The sequence below is a fragment of the Streptomyces sp. NPDC085927 genome (assembly GCF_044540975.1).
GTDB classification, from domain to species: domain Bacteria; phylum Actinomycetota; class Actinomycetes; order Streptomycetales; family Streptomycetaceae; genus Streptomyces; species Streptomyces hirsutus.
This window is the reverse complement of sequence record NZ_JBITSN010000002.1, coordinates 149,343-171,833: the sequence shown is the minus strand read 5'-3', so window position 1 is coordinate 171,833 and position 22,491 is coordinate 149,343. Positions and strand designations below refer to the sequence as shown.

Annotated in this window: 16 protein-coding genes and 2 pseudogenes; 10 read left to right on the top strand and 8 right to left on the bottom strand. The window is 72.7% G+C overall.

The features are described 5' to 3' along the window. The first annotated feature begins 48 nt into the window (after window positions 1-48). The 3 genes from ACIF80_RS05670 (at window position 49) to ACIF80_RS05660 (ending at window position 4,043) form a co-directional block, all read left to right on the top strand. Window positions 49-1,632, top strand: a complete 1,584-nt coding sequence (locus tag ACIF80_RS05670; RefSeq protein WP_399799773.1) for a DUF6801 domain-containing protein — start codon at window positions 49-51, stop codon at window positions 1,630-1,632. A 40-nt stretch (window positions 1,633-1,672) separates the two neighbouring features. Further along, window positions 1,673-2,614, top strand: coding sequence for a hypothetical protein (locus ACIF80_RS05665; RefSeq protein WP_399799771.1), 942 nt, complete (start codon window positions 1,673-1,675; stop codon window positions 2,612-2,614). A gap of 217 nt (window positions 2,615-2,831) precedes the next feature. Beyond that, the gene (locus ACIF80_RS05660) at window positions 2,832-4,043 is read left to right on the top strand and encodes a helix-turn-helix domain-containing protein (RefSeq protein ID WP_399799768.1); all 1,212 of its coding nucleotides are present in this window, start codon (window positions 2,832-2,834) and stop codon (window positions 4,041-4,043) included. 209 nt (window positions 4,044-4,252) lie between these two features. On the opposite strand, the gene ACIF80_RS05655 is transcribed toward ACIF80_RS05660, so the two are convergent. Next, on the bottom strand, window positions 4,253-4,903 hold the full coding sequence (locus ACIF80_RS05655; RefSeq protein WP_399799765.1) for a DUF4360 domain-containing protein: 651 nt from the start codon (window positions 4,901-4,903) through the stop codon (window positions 4,253-4,255). Between the two features lie 440 nt (window positions 4,904-5,343). Between ACIF80_RS05655 and ACIF80_RS05650 the strand changes: the two genes are divergently transcribed. Further along, entirely contained in the window at window positions 5,344-8,355 is a 3,012-nt protein-coding gene (locus tag ACIF80_RS05650) for a beta-galactosidase (protein ID WP_399799763.1), read from the top strand. 34 nt (window positions 8,356-8,389) lie between these two features. On the opposite strand, the gene ACIF80_RS05645 is transcribed toward ACIF80_RS05650, so the two are convergent. From ACIF80_RS05645 to ACIF80_RS05635, 3 genes and pseudogenes are all read right to left on the bottom strand, one after another. Then, the gene (locus tag ACIF80_RS05645) at window positions 8,390-9,904 is read right to left on the bottom strand and encodes an alpha-N-arabinofuranosidase (protein WP_399801183.1); all 1,515 of its coding nucleotides are present in this window, start codon (window positions 9,902-9,904) and stop codon (window positions 8,390-8,392) included. A gap of 65 nt (window positions 9,905-9,969) precedes the next feature. Next, window positions 9,970-10,488: pseudogene (locus ACIF80_RS05640) on the bottom strand (carbohydrate ABC transporter permease); the annotation flags it as partial. Then, a pseudogene (locus tag ACIF80_RS05635) lies at window positions 10,478-11,254 on the bottom strand (ABC transporter substrate-binding protein); the annotation flags it as partial. The pseudogenes ACIF80_RS05640 and ACIF80_RS05635, both read right to left, overlap by 11 nt. A gap of 305 nt (window positions 11,255-11,559) precedes the next feature. On the opposite strand from ACIF80_RS05635, the gene ACIF80_RS05630 reads away from it, so the two are divergent. The 4 genes from ACIF80_RS05630 (at window position 11,560) to ACIF80_RS05615 (ending at window position 16,051) form a co-directional block, all read left to right on the top strand. Further along, on the top strand, window positions 11,560-12,108 hold the full coding sequence (locus tag ACIF80_RS05630; RefSeq protein ID WP_399799760.1) for a toxin: 549 nt from the start codon (window positions 11,560-11,562) through the stop codon (window positions 12,106-12,108). Next, on the top strand, window positions 12,105-13,325 hold the full coding sequence (locus tag ACIF80_RS05625; RefSeq protein ID WP_399799758.1) for an MAB_1171c family putative transporter: 1,221 nt from the start codon (window positions 12,105-12,107) through the stop codon (window positions 13,323-13,325). Before ACIF80_RS05630 ends, ACIF80_RS05625 begins: the two co-directional genes overlap by 4 nt. 76 nt (window positions 13,326-13,401) lie before the next feature. Beyond that, entirely contained in the window at window positions 13,402-14,631 is a 1,230-nt protein-coding gene (locus ACIF80_RS05620; protein WP_399799756.1) for an MAB_1171c family putative transporter, read from the top strand. Continuing rightward, entirely contained in the window at window positions 14,621-16,051 is a 1,431-nt protein-coding gene (locus ACIF80_RS05615; protein ID WP_399799754.1) for an FAD-binding protein, read from the top strand. The genes ACIF80_RS05620 and ACIF80_RS05615 overlap by 11 nt, the downstream gene beginning before the upstream one ends. 36 nt (window positions 16,052-16,087) lie before the next feature. Here ACIF80_RS05615 and ACIF80_RS05610 read toward each other — a convergent pair whose 3' ends face one another. The 4 genes from ACIF80_RS05610 to ACIF80_RS05595 all read right to left on the bottom strand — a co-directional run bounded on the left by ACIF80_RS05610 (window position 16,088) and on the right by ACIF80_RS05595 (window position 19,651). Beyond that, window positions 16,088-16,957 (bottom strand): SMP-30/gluconolactonase/LRE family protein, encoded by an 870-nt coding sequence (locus ACIF80_RS05610; RefSeq protein WP_399799752.1) that lies wholly within the window; start codon window positions 16,955-16,957, stop codon window positions 16,088-16,090. Then, window positions 16,954-17,727, bottom strand: a complete 774-nt coding sequence (locus tag ACIF80_RS05605) for an IclR family transcriptional regulator (RefSeq protein WP_399799750.1) — start codon at window positions 17,725-17,727, stop codon at window positions 16,954-16,956. The genes ACIF80_RS05610 and ACIF80_RS05605 overlap by 4 nt, the downstream gene beginning before the upstream one ends. Window positions 17,728-18,247: 520 nt before the next feature. Continuing rightward, window positions 18,248-19,495 (bottom strand): helix-turn-helix domain-containing protein, encoded by a 1,248-nt coding sequence (locus ACIF80_RS05600; protein ID WP_399799747.1) that lies wholly within the window; start codon window positions 19,493-19,495, stop codon window positions 18,248-18,250. A gap of 3 nt (window positions 19,496-19,498) precedes the next feature. After that, entirely contained in the window at window positions 19,499-19,651 is a 153-nt protein-coding gene (locus ACIF80_RS05595; protein ID WP_399799744.1) for a hypothetical protein, read from the bottom strand. Window positions 19,652-19,905: 254 nt separating this feature from the next. Between ACIF80_RS05595 and ACIF80_RS05590 the strand changes: the two genes are divergently transcribed. Both ACIF80_RS05590 and ACIF80_RS05585 read left to right on the top strand, forming a co-directional pair. Beyond that, window positions 19,906-20,877: a DUF3068 domain-containing protein gene (locus ACIF80_RS05590; RefSeq protein WP_399799742.1), complete on the top strand. Its 972-nt coding sequence runs from the start codon at window positions 19,906-19,908 to the stop codon at window positions 20,875-20,877. Window positions 20,878-21,282: 405 nt separating this feature from the next. After that, a complete protein-coding gene (locus ACIF80_RS05585; protein ID WP_399799739.1) occupies window positions 21,283-22,491 on the top strand; it encodes a glycosyltransferase family 4 protein in 1,209 nt (402 codons plus the stop codon).

Genomic DNA, 22,491 nt, shown 5'->3' with positions numbered 1-22,491 from the left:
CGACGGCCCTGCCGGTTTTTCCTGTCGGACCACTCGAGCGGAGCAGCATTGAGAGGCAACCGTACCGCCGTGTCGCGGCCGTCCCGCGTCCGCGCCAGGAGGGCGGCGATCGCGGCGTTCGTGGTGCTCGCCGCCCTGACCCCTGCCGCGGTCTCCGCCGCAAAGACCCAGGAGGTCGACACCGAACTCCCCTATGTCTGCGTGCTTCCCTCGGGACCACAGCGCGCGACGGTACGGGTCTCGGCGGTGTTCCCGGACCGGGTGAAGGCCGGCGAGGCGTTCTCTCCCACCGAGGTCACCACCACCGTGGAACTCCCGGCGGAGGCGGTCGCGGACCTCAGGGAGTCCGAGGCCACCACCGCGCGGGCCGCCACCCGCCTCACCGTCGGCGTCGCCCAGAACAAGGCCACGGCCGAGGCGACCTGGCGCGGCACCGCGGAGCCGGTCGCCCTTCCCGACTCCGGACCGCTGATGCTGACCGCGACGGGCGACGTCCCCTCGGTGACCGCGCAGGGCGACGGCGACCTGACGTTCTCCGCCGGCGGCCTCGCCGTCGACCTGGCGCTCGGCACGGCGGACGGGACCGCCGCCGGGCCCGGCGCGCTGACCATCGGCTGCTCCCTCGCCCAGGAGGGAACCGGCAAGGGGCTGCTGACAGCCGTGCCGGTCGGCAGGGGCACGGCGGACCCGAGCGGGCCGCCGGCCTCGCCCGACTCGGACTCCGGTTCCGGAGCACCGGATTCCGGCTCCGGGGCGCCGGCCGAGCCGGAGGACCAGCGGGGGGAGCGGGCGCCGAAGGTGACGGAGAACCGGCCCGGTGCCGCCGCCGACCGCGACGCGCCGTACTGCGCCTACGACGAGGAGCTCCCGTTCACGTCGGCGTCACTGAACGCGTACATCACCGGCTACACGAACGTGCGCAAGCAGAAGGGCGCCTCGATCTTCCCCACGTCCTGCGTGCTGATCGAGCAGGGGGAGCTGGATGCCTTCCCGGACGAGGACGGCAACTTCCACGTAGTGATCAACGCCACGGGCCGGCTGCGCTACGAGCGACGCATGGAGACACCTCCCTTCCAGGCCACCTTCCTCGGCTTCGGCTTCGTTCCGACCAAGGCCACCATGGTGCTGGAGCAGACGGGCCCGATGACCATCCGCTTCGACACCGTGGTCGTGTACCCCGAGTTCAAGGCCGAGACCATCGTCCGGGTCCCGCTGGTCCTGCGCGTGACCGACCTCGAGGTCAACGGCACGCCCCTGGACGTCGGATCCGGGTGCGGGACCGAGAAGCCGCTCAGTTCCACCGAACCGGATCCCGCGAACCATCCCGGTGACCACGCGGTGCTGTACGGCAAGGGCGGCTATATCGACGGCGAGCCCGCCACCGGCTACCAGCTCACCTCCGGCGGCCCGTTGACCGGAGAGGTGACCATCCCCGCTTTCACCGGCTGCGGCACCGGCGGCGAGAACCTCGACCGCCTCCTCACCGCCTCCGTCTCCGGCCCCGGCAACTACGTCAAGCAGATACAGGGCCAGACGTGTCTGCCGAGCGATCCGGTCTTCGAAACCCCGACCACCCGAGGGCAGTGCACCGAAGACCTCCAGCCCTACCAGGTCCCCGTCCGCGAACGCTGAGCCGCTGCCCCCGTTCCCCCTTTCACGAAAGGCCACCACCATGCCCCGGTTCTCCACCCGCGCCCGACTCGCCACCGTCGCCGGCCTGACCGCGCTCGGCGCCTTCGCCTCGATGGGCACCGCCACCGCCGCCGACCCCGCGCTGAACGGTGAGTGGGCCCCCTTCACCCGCTGTCCCGTGGACTCCGCGCCGATGCTGGCCGCCGACGGCCTCCAGAAGACCCCGCAGTGCGTGGTCTCCACCTCCGCCAGCGGCTCCATCAAGCTGGGCAAGACCACCGTGGTCACGGGGAAGACCAACCTCCAGATCGGCGTCGTGCAGAACGCGGACGGCACGAGCAGCGTGGTCGCCCCGCCCTCCGGCGCGCTCGTCGCCGACTCCGCCACCGTCCCCGGCGGTCTGCTCGGCCTGATGTGCCCGAGCGACGTTCCGGTGATCACGGCCATCTGCAAGACGCTCGACGACTCCAGCCTCAACAGGATCACCGCCACCATGGAGTCCGTCGGCGCGCCCTACGCCTTCGACCAGACCGCGGGCATCCTCACGGGCATGCCGATCGTCGCCCTCCCGGTCCGCATCCACCTGGAGAACTCGCTTCTGGGCGGCAAGTGCTACATCGGGACGGCCTCCAACCCCATCCTCCTGCGCCCGAAGAACCTCACCTATCCCGAGTTCGGGATGAGCTTCTTCAAGGGCAACGGTGCCCTCGACGACGCCGGTGAGATGAGCCGGATCAACCTCACCGGTGCCACCCAGAACGACAGCTCCTTCGCGGTCCCCGCGGCCACCGGCTGCGGTCTGAACGTCGGCCTGATCAACGCCGCCGTCAACGCGAAGACCGGGCTGCCCTCCGCCGCCGGGAACAACAGCCTCACCCTCAACAACACCCGGACCCACCTCACCGGTCTCAACGCGCCCGGCACCGTCGCCCCCGACGCCGGCAAGGTACTCGCGGAGAACTGGCACTCGGCCGTCAAGTAACAGCCACGCAACGGCGGTTCCCGGCCGTCCCACCGGCCGGCCGGTGTCCCCGTACGTCACTTCTGCTCAAAGCGTGTACAAGGCAACCGCGTTGATTTAGCTTCAGCGTGCCAGAACGGCGTGACCCCATGGACCCGGCCGGACGTCCTCCGCCCTCCGGCGGAACGGCGCCCGGCCGGCCATCCCGCCGGACACATCTGAGAGCAAAGGGTGACTCATGCCCTCGATCACACGGTCACCGGAGGCCGGGGAACCGCTCGGCCCCCTCCCCAGACAGTTCGCGGCCTTCATCCGACCGGAACTACCGGGGCTGCTGAACGAGATACGGGCGGAGGTCACCCGCGCCTACCCGGTGTACGGCCGGCTGTTCAACGGCCCCGACGGGGACGCGATCCGCCAGGGCGTGGAACATACGCTGGCCGCCTTCGTGGACCGGGTGGCCAACCCCGGCCAGAGCTCGGAACCGCGGGACGAACTGCTGCGCAGATTCGGCCGGGTGGAGGCCTACGAGGGCCGCGACCTGGAGACCCTGCAGGGCGCCTACCGGCTCGGCGCCCGCATCGCGCTGCGCCGCGCCAAGACGGTGGGACGCCAGTACAACCTCTCCCCCGCCCTCGTCCTCACCTTCGCGGACGCCCTCTTCGCGTACGTCGAGGAGCTGGAGGCGATCACCCGCGAGGGGTACGCGGAGGTGCGGGAGCGGAGCGCGTCCGAGGTGTCCGCGTTACGAAGACAGCTGTTACACCTGATCCTGGCCGCACCGCCGCTGCCCCGGACGACCGTCTCCGAACTGTGCGAGGCCGCCGCCTGGGAACTGCCCCGGGAGTGCACCCTCGTCGCCCTCCGGCCCCCGGTGCCCCACCACATCCAGGCGGGTCTCGACGACGACGTCCTCGCCGACCTCGACATCCCGCAGCCGTATCTGCTCGTCCCCGGGGTTCTCACCCCGCAGCGCCTCACCATGCTCGGCACGGCCCTGGCCGGCACCCGCGCCGCGGTGGGCCTGACCGTACCGCTCGCGCAGACCGCCGACTCCGTCCGCTGGGCCCGCCGTGTGCTCCAGCTCGTCGACGACGGTGTCGTGCCCGACGCCCCGCTGATCCACTGCGCGGACCATCTGACGACCCTGTGGCTGTTGTCCGACCCCGCCCTCGTCGACCACCTCGCCGCCCGCGAACTGGCCCCCCTCAGCGGACTGTCCCCCAGCCGGCGCGACCGGCTCGTCGAGACCCTCCGGGTCCACGTCTCCACCCGGGCACCCGCGGAGCAGGTCGGCGAGATGCTGGGCGTCCATGCCCAGACCGTCCGCTACCGCCTGCGGAACCTGGACGGCTACCTGGGCGACAGCCTCAGCGACCCCGACCACCGCTTCGCCCTCGAAGCGGCCCTGCGCGCCCTCCACCTGCGCGGCCACACCGGCCAGGAGTGACTCCCGCGGCCGGCCCGTTTCCCCGCCGTCCGGGCCGGCTACCCCACCCCCCCCCGTGCACGGGCACGACGGGCCGTCGCGTCCGGGGGAGGCCGGCGGCGGAGACCGGCGTGCGGCCCGTGCGCCCGGGAGGCGGACGCACGAGCCACACAGACTGCACGGGCCGCACGGGCCGCACAGGCCGCGCGGACGGCGTGCCTGTCGCCCCGTCAGGAGCCGGGGCACTCCTTCCAGGCCATGTGGTAGGTCGTGCTGATGTCCCCGTCGGTGGAGTCCATCGTCATGAAGCTGACCTTGTCGGGGGACGAGGTGCCGACGCCGACGCGCAGTTCGGTGTTGATGTTGAAGTTGCGCTGGACGCCGCAGGGGGCGTAGACGAGCTGGGCCCAGTCGGTGGTGTCCGTGGCCTGCCAGTTGTCGTCGTAGGGGCCGGCGAAGGAGTGGCTGCGGTACTCCGTGTTCGGGGAGCCCTGGAAGTAGTACGACGCCCTCTGCGTGCCCGTCGCGCCGCGCTGGAGGGCGGCGAAGCCGCGGTAGTCGGCGCTGGCGATGGCGTAGGTGAAGCCCTGGGGCACGTGGACGATGAGGCTGAGCTGGCAGTTCTTGCGTGATGCCGTGGGGTCGGAGGTGCCGCCCGCCTGGGCGAGGTAGTCGCTGTACGTCACCGTGAACGCGGTGTTGTTCTCGGAGACGGCGACCGCGGTCGTGCCCTGGGGACAGCCGGAGCCGTTCACCGTGGCGACCTTGATGACGATCTTGTCCGGGGGCGGGTCCACGAACCCGGTCGACGGGTTGTGCGCGGGTGTCGCGGTGGTGAGCAGCGCGGCCACCGCGGTGCTGAGGAGCAGGCCACCAGCCATGGTTCTCCCTGTCGGTCCAGTGGGGGGTGAGTGGGACGTGATGGTTGAAAAGTCATGCACCTGACAAGAAGCCGGAGGGCTTCCGCACGCGTCGGCACACGGGCTCCCGGCCCTCGTGAAGGAGGCATGGAGAGGATGTGAAGGCCGGGAGCGCTCGCATCGTAGGCGGCGCCCCGGGGCGCGGGCAGGGTGAACTCCGGCCATTCGCCCCCGCCGGGCCGGCCGGGTGTTCACAGGGAACGGGCGATGGGAACAGCCCGCGCGCGCGTCACTCGTACCGGGCGAAACGGACGTACCGGGAACCTGGCGTGAACACCGTGGTGCCCGGGCGTAGACAATGGCCCCCCAGGACCACCCGTCACGGGGGAACCAGGACCACCCGACGGCACCACCCGCGGCCCCATGCGGCCGCACCAGCGGCACACCAGGAGGCGGCTCCCTTGGAGCTCAGCAGGCGTACCTTCACCGCGCTGGCCGGCACGGCGGCGCTCGGCCTCGCGCTGGCCGGCAGCGGGGCGGCCACCGGCACGAACCGGACGCGTGCCGTGCCCACGGGGCCGCCGCCCGCCCCGCCGCGCGCGGACGGCAGGCGGCACGAGGTCGGCTTCGACCGGCACTCGCTCCTCGTCGACGGCCGGCGGCTGGTGCTCTGGTCGGGCGAGGTGCACCCCTTCCGGCTGCCGAGCCCGTCCCTGTGGCGGGACGTGCTGCAGAAGCTGCGCGCCCACGGCCACAACGCGGTGAGTGTCCCCGTCCCCTGGAACGTCCACTCCCCCGCGCCCGGCAAGCACGACTTCACCGGGGTGCGCGACCTCGACCTGTTCCTCACGACGGCGGCCGAGGAGCGGCTGTACGTCGTGCTGCGCCCCGGGCCGTACCTCGGCACCGCCGACCTCGACGCCGGTGGCTTCCCCGGCTGGCTGACGGTCGCCGAGGGCGCGGCCGGAGCCGCGGACCCCGCGTACCTGGGACACGTGGACGCGTGGCTGAGCGCCGTCGACGCCATCGCCGTCCGGCACCTGTTCACCGGGGGCGGCGGCACCGTGCTCCTGTACCAGATCGAGGACCGGTACGAGGGGCGGGGCGGGAGCGGCCCGGCGGGCGCGGGCGCCTACATGTCCCACCTTTACCAGAAGGTGCGCGCCGACGGGATCGACGTACCGCTGTTCCACAACGACGGCGGCGCGGACGGCCTGTGGGCGCCCGGCTCCTTCCCCGCCGGCGCGAAGAAGGGGGAGAGCGGCTGGCTGTACGGGTTCGAGTCCTCGCCCGTGCCCGGTGGGGCGCCGGCCGATCTCGGGCACTTCGGCAGGCGCGGGACGGGGGCCCGGGCCAGTGCGCGCACCCCCGGGTTCGTCACCGGGGCGGCCGTCGGCGCGCCCGATCCCTGGGGCGGGGCCACCTCCGGGGGCAAGGGGTACATCGAGGTGCGCGGAAGGTGGGACCCGGCGTACGAGCGGAGCAGCCTCCTCACCAGCCTGGCCAACGGGATCACCCTGCACACCACGCGGGTGGCGGCCGGCGGGACCTCGTGGGGGTGGCTGGCCTCGCCGCACGTCTACACCTCGTACGACTACGGGGCCCCGGTCGACCAGGCCCGCCGGCCCACCGCCAAGCTGGCCCCGCTCCAGCAGCTCGGGCATCTGCTGCGGACCGTGCCGGACCTCGCCCGCCTCGAACCGGCGCCCGCGGTGCGCCCCGAGGACGACCGGCTGAAGGTCTACCACCTGGCCAACCCCGACACCGACGCCCAGGTGTACGTCCTGCGCAACGATTCCGCCGAGGAGGTCAGGTCGGCGCTGCCGGGCACCGATGTCGGCGTGCCCGTCACGGTCGGCGCGCGGGACGCCAAGCTGCTCGCCACCGGACTCGAACTGGGGCGGCGCAAGCTGGCGTTCACCACCGCGCAGCCCATGTTCGGGGTGACCGTCGGACGGCAGGACATCGCCGCGTTCGTGGGCCGGGCCGGCGAGACGGCGCAGGTCGTCCTCGACTGCGAGGTCCAGCCGCTCACCAACCGGCTGGACCTCGAACCCGCCTGGTCCTACGACCGGGGCCGGCTGAACGTGGTCACGCCGCTCGGGGTGGGCGGGCTGAGCCGGGTCCTGATCGAGGGCGGCGACTCCGACACGCCGATGCTGCTCCTGTTCGCCGACGACGCGACCGCCCAGCGGCTGTGGCCCTACGAGACCCCGTCCGGCTCGCTGCTGGTCTACGGCCCGCCGCTGCTGCGCTCGGCCGCGCTGCGCGGCTCCACCGTCCACCTCACCGGCGACGTCACGGGCGAGACCGGCCTGGAGGTGTGGGCGCCGCGCGGGATCACCACCGTGACCTGGAACGGGCGGCCGGTGCGCACCACGGTCAGCAGGGCCGGGTCCCTGGTGATGGAGGGCCTGATGCCCGGCACGCCCGCGCCGTCCCTGCCCGAGCTCACCGGCTGGCGGCGGCGGGCGGAGAACCCGGAGTCCGAGCCGGACTTCGACGACGCCCGGTGGACGGCCGCCGACCGCACCGCCTCCCCGAGCACCACGCCCGTACCGGAGGGCCGGCCCGTCCTGTTCGCCGACGACTACGGCTTCCACTACGGCGACGTCTGGTACCGGGGGCACTTCGAGGACGCACGCGGCGCCACGTCGGTGTCCCTGTCCTACAGCACCGGCACCCAGGGGCTGCTGATGGCCTGGCTGGACGGGAAACCGCTGGGCACGCACCGGATGCCGGTGCCGGACGAGGAGACCGCGGGCCGGGGCACCTGGACCGCGACCGCGACGTTCCCCGTGCCCGGGAAGCTGCGCGGGCGCGGCAAGCACGTCCTGTCCGTGCTCGTACGGCGGATGCAGCAGGAGGGGGACACGGCGGGCGCGGAGGAACCGGCGGCCGGCCGTGGTACGCGCCGGGCGGGCCGTGGACTGACCGGCGTCGGCTTCGCGGGGGCTTCCCCCGAGGTGAGCTGGCGGATCCAGGGGGCCGGGGCACCGGACCGGGTGCGCGGGGCGATGAACAACGGCGGCCTGTACGGGGAGCGCGAGGGCTGGCACCTGCCGGGGTACGGCGACGACCGGGACCGCAGCGCCTGGAAGGCCGTGGACCGGCCGCGCGAGGACCGGCGGCGGCAGGGGGTCACCTGGTACCGGACGGAGTTCCGGCTCGACGTCGACCCGGACGTGGACGCGTCGGTCGGCCTCGTCCTCGAGGACGACCCCGAACGCGCCTACCGCGTCCAGCTCTTCCTCAACGGCTGGAACATGGGCCAGTACATCAACGACGTGGGCCCGCAGCACACCTTCATGCTGCCGAACGGGATCCTCCGCACACGGGGGACCAACACACTGGCCCTGGCCGTGCTCTCCGACGGGACCACACCCTCGGGGCCGGGCGAGGTGCGGCTGACCCTGGTGGGCGCGGCGCGCGGCGGAGTGCCGGTGGAGGCGGTGGAGTCACCGGGACGGTGACCCCCGCGCCTCCGCCGGCCCGGCCCCGGCGTGCTCACGCCAGCCGGATCACGTTCCAGGACAGCGGTTCCAGTACGGCCTCGAGTCCGCCGTCCGTCAGGGTCGTGCCCCCGACGGTGTGCGGGGTGACCCGCTCCGGTTCGGCGAGGGTGTTGCGGGCGTCGGGGTCGGCGTCCGCGAGGGCGGTGTGCTCCACGACCGAGGTGAGTCCGAGGCCGCCGAGGGCGATCTCCAGCGGCAGCGGCCCGGTGCGGCTGCGGTTGACGGCGAAGACGGTGACCGTGCCGTCGTCGGCGCGTACGGCGGTGGCGTGCAGCAGGTCGGCCGTGCCGTACCTGTCGGTCTCGTACGTCGGTGAGTCCACCCGGACGTCGAGGACCTCGCCGCGCCCGTACCGGGAGGCCTGCGCGAACGGGAAGAACGTCGTCTGCCGCCGGGCGGGGCCGCCCGGCTCGGTCAGGATCGGGGCGATGACGTTGACGAGCTGGGCGAGGCAGGCGACCTTGACCCGGTCGGCGTGCCGGAGCAGCGCGATGAGGAGCGAGCCGAACACGACGGCGTCCGTCACGCTGTAGTTGTCCTCCAGCAGGCGCGGCGCCTCGGGCCAGTCGTCCTGCGCGAAGGCCGTCGCCCGCTCCTGCCAGCGGGACATGTACCAGACGTTCCACTCGTCGAAGGAGAGGTTGATCCTCTTCGTGGACTTGAGCTTCGCGCCGACGTGGTCGCAGGTGGCGACGACGTTCTCGATGAAGGACTCCATGTCGACGGCGGAGGCCAGGAAGGAGTCGAGGTCGCCGTCGTGCGGCTCGTAGTAGGCGTGCAGGGAGACGTGGTCGACGAGGTCGTACGTCTCGGTGAGGACCGTCGCCTCCCAGGCGGCGAAGGTGGGCATGGACCGGCCCGAGGAGCCGCAGGCGACGAGTTCGACGCCGGGGTCCTGCTGGCGCATCGCGCGGGCGGTCTCGGCGGCGAGGCGGCCGTACTCCTCGGCGGTCTTGTGGCCGGTCTGCCAGGGGCCGTCCATCTCGTTGCCCAGGCACCACAGCCGGATGCCGAAGGGGTCCTTGTCGCCGTGCGCGACGCGCAGGTCGGACAGGGCGGTACCGGCGGGGTGGTTGGCGTACTCCTGGAGTTCGAGCGCCTCGGTGACCCCGCGGGTGCCGAGGTTGACGGCCATCATGGGCTCGGCCTGCGGGCCGATCTTCCGCAGGAAGGAGATGTACTCGGACAGGCCGAAGCGGTTGGTCTCGGTGGAGTGCCAGGCCAGGTCGAGGCGGCGGGGGCGGTCCCCGGCGGGGCCGACGGAGTCCTCCCACCGGTAGCCGGAGACGAAGTTGCCACCGGGATAGCGGATCGCGGTGACGCCGAGTTCGCGGACCAGGTCCAGGACGTCGGTGCGCAGACCGTCGGCGTCGGCGGCGGGGTGGCCGGGTTCGTGGATGCCGGTGTAGACGCAGCGGCCGAGGTGTTCGACGAAGGAGCCGAAGAGCCGGGGGTCGACCGGGCCGACGGTGAAGGCGGGGTCGAGGGTGAAGCGGGCGGTACGCATCTTTTCCTTTCGGGGGTTCGCCGGCGTCCGCGGGGCCGGTACGGGTGCCGGTGCGGCGGTGGGCGTCACTGGCCGGCGAGGCCGGTGTGCGCGACGCCCGCCACGATCTGGCGCTGGAAGAAGACGAAGACGACGATCAGCGGCAGGCCCGCCATGAGGCCGCCGGCCATCAGCTGGGCCCACTGGATGCCGTAGGAGTTCATGACGGTGGCGATGCCGTTCGGCATGGTCATCAGGTCGGGGTTGTTGGTGACCATGTAGGGCCACAGGAAGTTGTTCCACGAGCTGATGAAGGTGAAGATGCCGACCGCCGCGAGCGAGGGGCGCGACAGCGGCAGGATGATCGTGAGGAAGACGCGCCAGCGGCCGGCGCCGTCGATGAAGGCGGCCTCCTCCAGTTCGCGCGGGACGCCCTGGAAGAACTTGTAGAGGATGTAGACCATCGCGGCCGGCGCGCACTGCGGCAGGATCATTCCCCAGTGGGTGTCGACCATGCCCATCTGCTGCACCGTCGTGAACAGGGGAACGCCGAGCACGGCCGGGGAGATCATCAGCCCGGTCATCACGACGCCCAATGTGCCGCCGCAGGAACTCCAGGACCTGGACGGCCTTGCCGGTGTCGAAGGTGACCTCGGTGTTGGCGTCGTCGAACCAGGTGCCGCCGAGCTGGGTGTGGAAGGCGGCGAAGAACCACCACTGGAAGTTCTGGTCGTTGACCCACAGGCCGATGGTCTGCAGCCCTTTCCCGGTGGCCTTCTTCGCCTCCTTCAGCACGCCGAACCACTCGTCGGCCGACGTCACGGGCGCCATGCGCCCGTCGGCGTCGAGCAGGCCCGCCTTCCCCAGCACGTCCTTGCGGTAGAAGCAGAGCTGGACGTGGATGCCGAGCGGCAGGGCGTAGAGCTTGCCGCCGATGACGGCGCGCTTCCACACCTCGGGGTTGAAGTCCGCCTCCTTCACGCCGTGCTCCGCGAGCAGGCCGACGTCCCAGGGGTCCAGGAGACGGCCCGGCGAGAAGCCGGTGACACGGCCCAGGTGCATGACGCCGAGGTCCGGTGCGCGGTTGCCGGCGGCCGCCATGGCGAGCTTGGTGTAGAAGGGGCTGCCCCACTGGAGGGTGGAGTCCTTCACGCCGATGCCGGGATTGTCCTCACGGAAGGCGTCCAGCATCGCGATCATGTTGTAGCCGTCGCCGCCGCTGAAGAGGTTCCAGTACCGCACCCGCGTGCCGGCGTCGGAGACCAGGGCGTCCGCGCCGGTTCCGAGAGCCGCGAAGCCGAAGCTGCCCGCGACCGTCAGGCCGCCCGCCGCGGCCAGAAAGTGCCTGCGATTCAGGCCAGGTCGTCCCATGCCCTGCCCCATCTGTCGAGGTGTCGTGTCGGAGAGGTGCCTCGTAGGAGATGTGCTCGTGGGAGGTGTGCACGGCATCCGAAGCGGGTGCGTCGGGATACCCGAGATGGCATGTTCGGTATATCGAATGGCGCCCGTAACTTCGAACGGACCGTAAGGGGCGGGCGCGGGCGCGTCAATGCTTCGGACAAGATCTCGGGGCCTGGCCGACGGGACACCTGTTCGCATGACGTGGACCCTCACGGCGCGTAGTCTCGAACGGCCTTGAGATCACCCGGGGGAACAGGGAAACAAGGGAGAGAGCGGTGCGCACCAGGAAGGAGATGCGTCGTCTCGCCGACGCGCTCATCGAGCCCATCCGGGTGCCGGTGCCCGCCGAGCCCGAGGTCCTGTTCGACGCACTCGTCGCCTCCGTCGGCGCCTGGCGGGGACGTGAAGTCCTCGTCCACCGGGCGGCGTTCCCGCCGCACACCGCGAGCGGCCTGTGGCTGGAGCGGGAGGGCCACGACGACGTGGTGGTGGACGAGCGGGCAGCCGCGTGGCACCAGATCGTGATCTTCTGCCACGAGGTGTGGCACATGAACCGGCGGCGGATGGAAGCGGAAGCTGGATCCGGCGGTCGCCCGGTGACCGATCCGGCGAGCCGTCAATCCATGGCCGCCCGAACCGACTTCAGCCTCGCCGAGGAGCAGGAGGCCGACCGTTTCGGGATGCTGATGGGCCGTCGGCTGCGCACCTGGATGGACGCCTCCGCCGACTCCGTGTTCGCCGCCGGGGGCGGCGGCTCGGGCGAACCGCAGGACCTCGCCGGACGCATCGGCGCCGCACTCAACCACCGCGGGACCAGACGATGAACGGCCTGATCAACTACGTCAGTTGCGGAGCGCTGTGGCTCGGCCTGCTGGTGCGGGCCCCGGACCTGCTGCGGCACCGGCGCGATCCGTATCTGCGTTCCATCTGCGCGGTGCTGGGGCTGGCCGGTCTCTGCTTCTTCCTCGGGGCGCCGCCGACGGTGGGCGCGATCAACCGCCTCGGCGGGGTGCCGAACCTGGCGGCACCGCTGACGTACGCGGCGATCATCGCCTACGGCGCCGCCTCCCAGGTCCTCGTCGTCCACTGGCGCGGCGGGTCCGGGGTGCGCCGCACCGCCCGCCGCTGGATTCTCGCCTACACCGGCGTCCTGGCCGGGGTGGCGGTGACCTTCGCCCTCGGGGACGCGCCGGTGGAGCGCCGCACCGACCTGGACACCTACTACGCGACGACCCCGTACCTGGCGCAGATGATCGTGCTGTACCTGGTCGCGCACCTCATCGCGGTGACCGTGACCGCGGTGACGTCGCTGCGCTGGGCGCGCCGGGTGCGGGGCGGGCTGCGGGCGGGCCTGACGCTGATGGGAGTGGGCGCGCTGTGCGGCACCGGTTACAGCGTGGCCAAGCTCGTCGCGGTGGCCGCCCGCTGGTCCGGCCGGGACTGGGCGGCGCTCGGCACCGCCGTCTCCCCGGCCGCCGCGGGGCTGGGCGCGCTGCTGACGGTCGTCGGGGTGCTGGTGCCGCTGGCCACGCCCCGGGTGGCCCGGTGGGGGCGGGCCCGGCGGACGTACGCCCGGCTCGAACCGCTGGAGCGGGCGCTCGACGACCTGCTCGTCCGGCGGACGCTGCGGCTGCCCCGGCCCCGGCTCGCCTCTCCCGCCGCCCTCCTCGTGTGGCGCCAGACCAGCATCCACAACGCGCTGAGCCACCTGGACGCCTACTTCGACCGGGACCTGTTCGACCGGACCCGCGCGTGCGCGCTCAGGACGACGGCCGATCCCGAGTGGGCCGAAGCCTCCGCCTGGGCCGCCGTGATCGTCACCGCGGTCCGGGACGAGGCCGCGCCCGGACGCCGTCCGCCGCCGGCCCACGGCACCGGACGGCTCCTCGACCGGATCCCGGGGCCGGCCGGACTGGCCCGGATCGCCGACGCCCTGGCCGGCACCGCACCGGCCGCCCCGGTGACGCAGGCCGCGCCGGTGACGCCGGCGGAACCTGCACCCTCCGCCGTGGCGCCCCCGGCACCGACGGGGGCCGTATGAACCGCGACGCCCGCGGCGGCCGGCCCCGCCGGTCCGGCGGTGCCGGGCACCCCGCGCCGCGAGGAGGCACCGCGACATGAGTCTCGTCGTGTACCTGGCCGCCTTCATGCTGGGGATCTCCTCCGTCCTGGTGCGGCGCCGCCCGCGCACCGCCCTGCGCGACCCGCTGACGCTGTCCACCTGTGTGGCGATCGCGCTCGCCGCCCTGGTCTTCGTCTGTGCCGCCCCGGCGACCCTGGCCGCCGTCAACGAGCTCACCGGCGTCCCCAACTTCGGTGCGCCGCTGACCTACGGGATGCTCTCCGCGTACAGCTGCGCCGCGCTCGTCCTGCTGATCAACTGGCGGGGCGGGCCCCGCGAGCTGGTGCGGCGCATGGTGCTGCGCAGCGTCACCGCGTACGGGCTGCTGGTGCTCGCCATCGTCGTCCTGTTCGCGCTCGCCGACGCGGGCACCGAACGGCTGACCGACCTCGACACGTACTACGCCAACACCCCGTTCATGCGGGAGATGATCCTGCTGTACCTGCTCGGGCACAGCGCGGCCATGCTGGTCATGTGCGCCGTGTGCCTGAAGTGGGCCCGTGAGGTCACCGGGCTGCTGCGCACCGGGCTGCGGCTGATCCTGCTGGGCACCCTGCTGGACGTGGTGGGCTTCCAGCTGACCAAGTACACGGCGGTCGTGGCCCGTTGGAACGGGCACGACCTCGACTTCCTGTCCACCGATGTCGCCCCGCCGATGGCCTCGCTGGGCGCGGTGCTGTGCTCGGCGGGCTTCGTGCTGCCGAGGCTGCTGCCCCCGGCGCTCGCCCAGTGGCGGGGACTGCTCGACCACCGGCGGCTGGCTCCCCTGTGGTGCCTCGTACGGTCGGCGTCCACCGCTCCCAAGCCGCCCGCCGACTGGTGGCAGCTCCCCCAGGTCCGGCTGCAGTGGCGCGAGGTCTCCATCCACGACGCCCTGCTCGCGCTGGCGCCGTACTTCGACCACCGCGTCCGTGAGCGGGCGCGGGACGACGCCCTGGCCGCCGGGCGCTCCCCCCACGAGGCCCGGCTGGCGGCGGAGGCCGCCATGCTCGCCGACGCCGCGCGCCGGGCCGCCGCCCGCGAGGAACCGCCCCAGACGGACGGAAGTTACCGGCTGCACGCCACCGAGGTCTCCGGCACGAGCGGGCTGGTGGAACTGGCCCGGGCGCTGGACCGGGACCGCCCTCCCCCCATCGCACCCCACACGCCTCCCGCGCCCGACGGCGCGGGGCCGAACCCCATGGCTGGACCCATGGCAGAACCCGAGGAGCCCCATGTCGCGTAGAGCTGTCGTCATCGGTGCCGGACTGGCCGGCATGCTGGCAGCGGCCGCCCTGTCCGACGCCGGAGCGGACGAGGTGATCGTGCTGGACCGCGACGATCTGCCCGACGGCCCCGAGCACCGCCGGGGCCTGCCGCAGGGGCACCACGCGCACCTGCTGATGCCGGGCGGACTGGACGCCATGGAGGAGCTGCTGCCGGGCGTGGATCCGCGGGGACGGCTGCTCGCCGCCGGCGCGCACGAGGTGTCCCTCAGTTCGGGCATGCTGGCCCTCACCTCCGAGGGCTGGCTGAGACGATGGCGGCGCGCGGGACCGGTCATGCTGACGTGCACCCGGCCGCTGCTGGACTGGGTGATACGGACCGCGGTGCTGGAACACGCGCCGGTCGAGATCCGCAAGGCGGCGGTGACCGGGCTGACGGGGTCCGCCGGGCGGGTGCACGGAGTACGGGTGGCGGCACCCGGCGGCGGGGAGAACCGCCAAGCGATCCGCGACGAGGAGCTCGACGCGGACCTCGTCGTCGACGCGAGCGGACGCGGTACGCGGGTCGTGACCTGGCTGGACGGGCTCGGGGTGTCCGGCATCCGGGAGCGGACCGTGGACTCCGGTCTGGTCAACGCGACGCGGCTGTACCGGGTGCCGGAGGGTGCGGAAAGGTTCCCGCTGACGATCGTGCAGGCGAACCCGTTCGTCTCCCGGCCGGCGCGGAGCGCGATGGTCATGCCGGTCGAGGGCGGCCGGTGGCTGGTGAGCTGCGGCGGCTCCCGCGGCGGTGAGCCGCCCGCGGACCCGGAGGGCTTCCTGCGGTACATGCTCGACCTGCCGGACCCGATCGTGGGCCGGCTGGTCTCCGGCGCCGAACCGCTCACCGACATCCATCTGAGCCGGTCGACGAGCAATGTGCGGCGGTATCTGGAGAAGGCGCCCCGGTGGCCGGACGGCTTCGTCGCCCTCGGGGACGCGCTGGCCACCTTCAACCCCGCGTACGGGCACGGCATGTCGGTGGCCGCGTTCGGCGCGCGGGTCCTCGGCCGGGAGCTGAACGGGGTGGCCGGCGACCTCGGCGCGCCCGGTCTCGCCCGGCGGGTGCAGCGGGGTGCGGCACGGGTGGCGGAGGCGGCCTGGTCCATGGCGGTCAGTCAGGACGTGCTGTACCCGGGGGTGCGCGGCGGTGCGCCGACCACCGCCGACCGGGCCCTCTCCGCGTACACGCGGCGCGTCACGCGGGCGGCCACCGGTTCGTACCCGGCGGCCTCGGCGCTCTGGGGCGTCACCGGTCTGCGCATGTCCCCGGCCCGGATGTTCCACCCGGCCACGGTGCTCGCCACCGTCGCCGGCTCCCCGCTGCCCCCGTCGACCCGGCCGCCGATGACCCCGGGCGAGCAGAAGGTCCTCGCGCAGCTGGATCGTACGGAGGTCTGAGCAGCGGGCGGGCGGGGAAGGGGACCGGTCCGTGCGTCAGCCCGCGAAGGCGGGCTGGGCGACGCCCTCGCCCGCGCCCGGGACGACCAGGAGCGAGCCGGCCAGGGGCGGCGCGGGGGCCGGTCCCACCCGGGCCGTGGTGATGTACAGGTCGGTCAGGCCGGGGCCGCCGAAGGCGCAGGCGGTGACGCGCGGGACCGGGAGTTCGATCACCCGGTCCAGTGCGCCGGACGGGGTGTAGCGGCGTACCGCCGCGCCGTCCCACAGCGCCACCCACACACAGCCCTCGGCGTCGACGGTGAGGCCGTCGGGGAAGCCGGCGCCGTCCTCCACCTCGGCCAGCGGGCGGCGGCCGGTGACCCTGCCGGTGTCCGCGTCGTGGTCGAAGACGTCGATACGGCGGGTGGGGGTGTCGATGTAGTACATCAGGCGCCCGTCGGGGCTCCAGCCGGTGCCGTTGCTCACCGTCACGTCGTCGAGGACGAGTTCGGCGGTGCCGTCGCCGGTGACCCGCGAGAGCGTGCCGCCGCCGGTGGCCTCGTCGTAGCGCATGGTGCCGGCCCACAGGGCGCCGTCGGGGGCGACGGCGGCGTCGTTGCCGCGGCGGCCGGGGACGGGCTCGTGGCGCAGCCAGCGGAAGGTGTCGTCGGGGTCGAGCAGGCCGATGCCGTCCCGCAGGTTGAGGACCAGGCCGCCGCCCGCGCGGGGCTTGACCGCGCCCACGTGCTGTTCGCCGCGGCGCAGGGTGCGCCGGCCGGTGGCCGGGTCGTAGCCGTTCAGCCGGGAGTTGAGGATGTCGATCCACAGGAGGCGGCCGGTCGCGGGGTCCCAGGTGGGGCCCTCGCCGAGGGCGGACTCCGCCCGGACCGCCACCTCGTAGGAGGCACCGTCACGCGTCGTCGTCATGGCGTCCTCCGGTGGCCGAGGCGCTCGGACAGTTCGTCGGCGCCCTTGGCCGCGAGCTGTTCCAGCTCGGCGAGGCGGTCGTCGCTCCAGCGGATCATCGGTACGGAGATGGACAGCGCGGCGACCACCTGTCCGGTGCGGTCGCGGACCGGGGCGGCCACGCAGCTGACGTCCGGGTTGGACTCGCGGCTCTCCACGGCGACGCCCCGGGCCCGGATCCGCGCGAGGGCCTCGCGCAGGGCGGCCGGGTCGGTGATGCTGTTGGGGGTCATCGCGGCCAGCTCGGCGTCGTCGGGCAGGCGCGCGGCGAGTTCCTTCTCGGGGAGGGAGGCCAGCAGCATCTTGCCCACGGAGGTGCAGTGCGCGGGCAGCCGGCGGCCGGCCGCCGACACCATCCGTACCGCGTGGGTGGAGTCCACCTTGGCGATGTAGATGACGTCGGTGTCCTCCAGGATCGCCACGTGCACCGTCTCGTCGCAGGTCTCGGCGACGGACCGGGCCACCTGCTGGCCCTCGGCGGCGAGGTCGAGGTGCTCGGCGTAGCGGGCGCCGAGCTGGTACGGGCGTACGCCGAGCCGGTAGCGGCCGGGCTGGCCGGCCACCGGGACGATGTACTTCCGGGCGGCGAGCGTGGTCACCAGTTCGTGCACGGTGGTGCGCGGCAGCTGGAGCCTGCGCACGATGTCGGGTGCGGAGAGCGTCCCGTCCCCGTCGAGGAAGAGCTCGAGAATGTCGAGAGCCCGGGTCACGGCTGGTACGAGACGTCCCACGACCGGCCCCTCCCTGTCTGTCTCAGCCCGTTCGAGATATCAACAGGCGATCGGAATGACGAACACACAGGCTAGCCATCCGGACCCACCCGGGCAATGGCCTGCCGAAGAGTCGACACCGGCCTGCCGGCCCCGGCGCCCGGACCGACCCTGACACGGCCCGGGCGGCCCGACCTGCCCTGGCGGTCCGGGCGATCCGGGCGGTCTGGGCGGTCCGGGCGGTCCGACCCGCTCTTGCCGACCCTGCCTGCCCTGGCAGCCCTGGCGGCCCTGGCGGCCCTGGCAGCCCTGGCAGCCCTGGCAGCCCTGGCAGCCCTGGCAGCCCTGGCAGCCCTGGCAGCCATACAAGTCCCGGCAGCTCTGGCAGTACTGGCAGTCCCGGCAGTACTGACAGTCCCGTCGGCCCTGGTAGTTCCGCCGGTCCTGCCTGTCCCACCAGCCCGCCTGCTTCGGCGGCCCTACCCGCCCGCTCCGCCGGTCCGGTCCGCCCTGCCGGCCCCGGCTGTCCGGCTCACCCCGGTCAGCGCCGGGCGCGGGTTCCTCCCAGTTCGCCGCGGAGGCGCTGCGCCCTCAGGACGAGTTCCAGTTCGAAGCGGCGGTCCGGGTCGTCGATCTCGTCGCCCCACAGTTCGCGGATCTGCCGCAGCCGGTAGCGGACGGTCTGCGGGTGCACGCCGAGCCGCGCCGCCACCTCGGGCGCGCCGCCCCGGGTCTCCAGCCACGCCAGCAGTGTTTCCGCGAGCCGCCGTCCGTTCGTGGGGGCGCAGTGGGCCAGCGGGGCGAGGCACTTGAGCGCGAGGTCGTCGATGAGTTCCTCGGGCTGGAGCAGCACCAGCGCCTCGGTGTGCTGGGTGCAGTGCAGCACCTCTCCGGCGGGCAGCAGCCCGCGTTCCATCAGGCGCAGGGCGGCCTCGGCCCAGCGCAGCGACTTCGCCGCGTCGACCGGCGGCACCGGCGGTCCGATCGCGCCGGACCATCCGGTGAGCGCGCGCTGCAGCAGTTCGGGGCGGCCCGCGGCGTCCGGCTCGGGGATGATCATCCGGGGCTGCTCGTACTCCATGTCGAGCAGCACCTCCTGGCCCACGGCGGGCGCGACCGCCTCCCGCGCGGGGCGCCGCAGGACGCCCACCGCGACCTTCCCGGGCAGCGGCCAGCCGACGCGGGCGGCCCGCTCGGCGAGCGCTTCGGCCGGATCGCCCCGGTGGTGCTCGGTGAGCAGGAGCTCCATCAACCGGCGCTGCAACCGCAGCCGTTCCCCCGCCTGCCGGGCGGCGGCCTCGGCATAACCGCGGACGGACTGGTCGACCAGTCCGTCCAGGTACGCGTAGCCCGCGTCGGCGAGTTCGTACATCGCGGGTGGCGGGATGTCGACGCGCTGGCCGATCTCGGCGAGCCGCCGCCAGGCCATGCGGACGCCGAGCCGGTAGATCGCCTGGAGCGAGTCCAGCGACCGTCCGTGCAGGCCCTCACCGCGTCCGAAGTCGTGGAACAGGCCGGGCGGCGCCGTGGGACGGCCCGCCGAATAGTCGGCGTGCACCAGATGCTGCACGAACACCTCGATGGCCCGGCGGATGCCGACGAGAGCCATCGGTTCGCCGGAGTCGTCGAGCACGACGGGGAGTTCGGGGTATTCGCGCTGGATCTCGCTCATGATCTCTTCGGCGAGTCCGGGTGCCTCGGCCATGGCCGTCTCGGCGAACCTGTGCACCTGGGAGCGTGGTACGTCGTGCCAGGCGGAACGGGCCGTGACGGTTCTGGACGCCGTCACCGGTCAGCTCCCCTGCCCCGCGTGCTCGTAGGTGATCAACGGCGTGTTCGGCTGGTCGGGGGTGGCATCGAGCAGTGCGACCACGCCGAAGGCTGCGCCCACGGCAAGGGCCGAGGCGAGTACGACCGTCAGCGCGGCAGCAAGCAGTCTGGACATTTCAGGGTCAGCCTCTCTGGATCCGGAGGATTTCCCCACCCCCGAAAGCACGTTCCGCCACCCCTGTCCGTCACCCCCCAGTGTCGAGTGCACATTGACACTGAGTCAAGGGGCGCCTACGGTTCCCGGCCCAGAGGGAGTACGGTCCCGGCCCGCAGGGGGTGCCGGATGGCTCCGCCCCTCCCACATGCGCGTTTTCCCTCTACGGTCCGGCCTTTTCACGCCGGTCCGTCCCAACCTCCCGGAGTGCCCGGATGCGCCGTACAGCCTCCCCCTTTTCCCTGGCCATACTCGGTTTCGGCACCTTCCTGCTGGTGCTGGCACCGATGCTGGCATGGTATGTGCAGCCACGTGCCGCGGTGAACCCCATCGACATCGACACCACCGCCCGCTACACCGGCCGGGGCAGCGTGTTCGATCTCGACCGGGTCGAGACCCTCTCGGACCAGGCACTCACCGTCACCCAGCGGGTACGTGGCGACGTCGAGGCCAGCGAGGACAGCGGCAACGCCGTGTGGGACGTGATCACGACGGTGGACACCGACAAGTCCCTGCCGGCCGCCGACCCGCACGACGCGCTGGACTTCTCCCCGCACCGCTGGGTACTGGACCGCGAGACCACGAAGCCGGTCCACTGCTGCGGTGCGAAGCCCCGGATCGAGGGCGAGGCGTACCTCAAGTTCCCCTTCGACGTGCAGAAGCGCTCCTACCAGTGGTGGGACAACACCCTCGGCGACACCGTCGTGATGCGCTACCGCGGCACCGAGAAGGTGCAGGGGTACACCGGCTACCGGTTCACCGCCTCGGTGCCGGCCACGAAGACCGGCACGCGCATGGTGCCGGGCACCCTCGTGAACACCCCGGACAGGCCGCAGGTACTGGCCGAGGAGTGGTACTCCAACCACGGCCTCGAGCTGGTCGTGGACCAGGCCACCGGCCGGGTGATCTACGCGCAGACCGGTCCGAGGCGCACGCTGCGGACGCCGGGCGGGGACGAGGACGCGGCAGTCCTGCTGGACGCGGAGAAGCTCGCGTTCACGACCGAGACGCAGAAGGAGGCCGTGCGGCAGGCGGAGCGCGACAGCGGACAGCTGCGCATGGTGGGCCGGACCCTTCCGGTCGGCGCGGCCGTGGCGGGATTCGTGCTCGCGGTGACCGGCGGGATTCTGGTGGCACGTGGACGGAAGGAAGAAGAGCATCCCGGTTTGTCCGGTACTGCTCAGTAAATGCTCACGAACCGAAGCGACTTCCGGGTCAACAGGAGCGGAAATTGTCACCTCGGTGAGTAGCCCTGGGGAACGTCTGGGCGAAAACTGTCCATCCCCACCCCGTGCACAAGCCATTCACAGTCCACGCCCAGGGTGAGCACGCGTGCTCCCCCGAAGCATTCGGGTTCCGGCCGGGCCATCCCGCCCGGCCGGAATCCGCCCCCTTTCCGCGCCACCACGTTCCGCACCCCCTGCGCCTCGTGACACTCCCCCGTACCTCCGACACTCCCCGCACTTCGACACTCCCCGTAACTCCGACACTCCCCCGCGCTCGGCAGCACCGCCCGCGCTTCGTACACCCCGGTCCCACCCGCACGTGTCCCGCGTACCCCACGCATGACCCCAAGACGAGTTGGAGCACCGATGCCCCAGCACGTACCGTCCTCTCCCGCGCTCTCGGTTCCGCTCGAGCGGAGAGAGGCCCATGAGCGGGGAGGCCCCCACCGCACGCCGCTCCCCGGCACGCCGCAGGTGTCTCCGGCTGCGCCCCCCGCCCCCCGGCGGATCGTCTTCCTCGCCCACCGCGATCTGGGCAACCCCTCGGCCGGCGGCTCCGAGCTGCTGGTCGACCGGCTCGCCGACGGCCTGAGCCGCAGGGGCCATCAGGTCACCCTGCTGTGCGGAGGGCCGGCGACCCCCGTCCGTGACTACCGCGTGGTGTCGGCGGGCGGCACCTACAGCCACTTCCTGCAGGCCCGTTCCGCCTTCGCCCGTCAGGTCGGTGCATGCGATCTGCTGGTCGAGGTCTGCAACGGCATGCCGTACCTGGCACCGATGTGGCATCGCGGGCCGACCCTGTGCCTGGTCAACCATGTGCACACCGACCTGTGGGGTATGCGCTTCGGCGGTCCTCTGGCTCCGGCCGCGCGGATCGGGCGCAGACTCGAGCACTGGGCGCTGACCGGCGCCCGGCAGAACGGGCTGATGGTCGCCGTCTCCCCGTCGACCGCGGACGCCCTGCACGGGATCGGCGTGCCCCGCGAGCGGATCAGGGTCGTGCACAACGGCGTGGAGGAGCCCGGTCCGCGCACCGAGCGCTCCCCTGAACCGCTCTTCGTGGCGGTGGGCCGACTCGTCGAGTACAAGCGGATCGACCTGCTCCTGCGACTGTGGGAACGCGTGCGGCCGGTCACCGGCGGCCGGCTGGTGATCGTCGGCGACGGCCCCGAGCGGGAGCGTCTGGAACGCCTCGCCGGCCCCGGTGTCGAGTTCACCGGCCACGTCTCCGAGGCGGAGAAGCACCGTCTGCTGTGCGCGGCCTGGCTGCTGCTGCACCCCTCCGCCGTGGAGGGGTGGGGCCTGGTCGTCACGGAGGCCGCAACCCGCGGGACCCCGACCGTCGCCTTCGACGTGCCCGGTCTCAGGGACTCCGTGGTGGACGGCGAGACCGGCGTGCTGGCGCACGGCGAGTCCTCGTTCGCGGCCGCCTGGTGCACGCTCGCCCTGTCCGGCGCCCGCCGGGAACTGATGGGCGAGGCGGCAAGGAAGGACGCCGCCCGCTTCCGCTGGGACCACACGGTGCGCCGGTTCGGCGCGGTGGCGTCGGAGGCGGTGCGGAGTCACCGGACATGA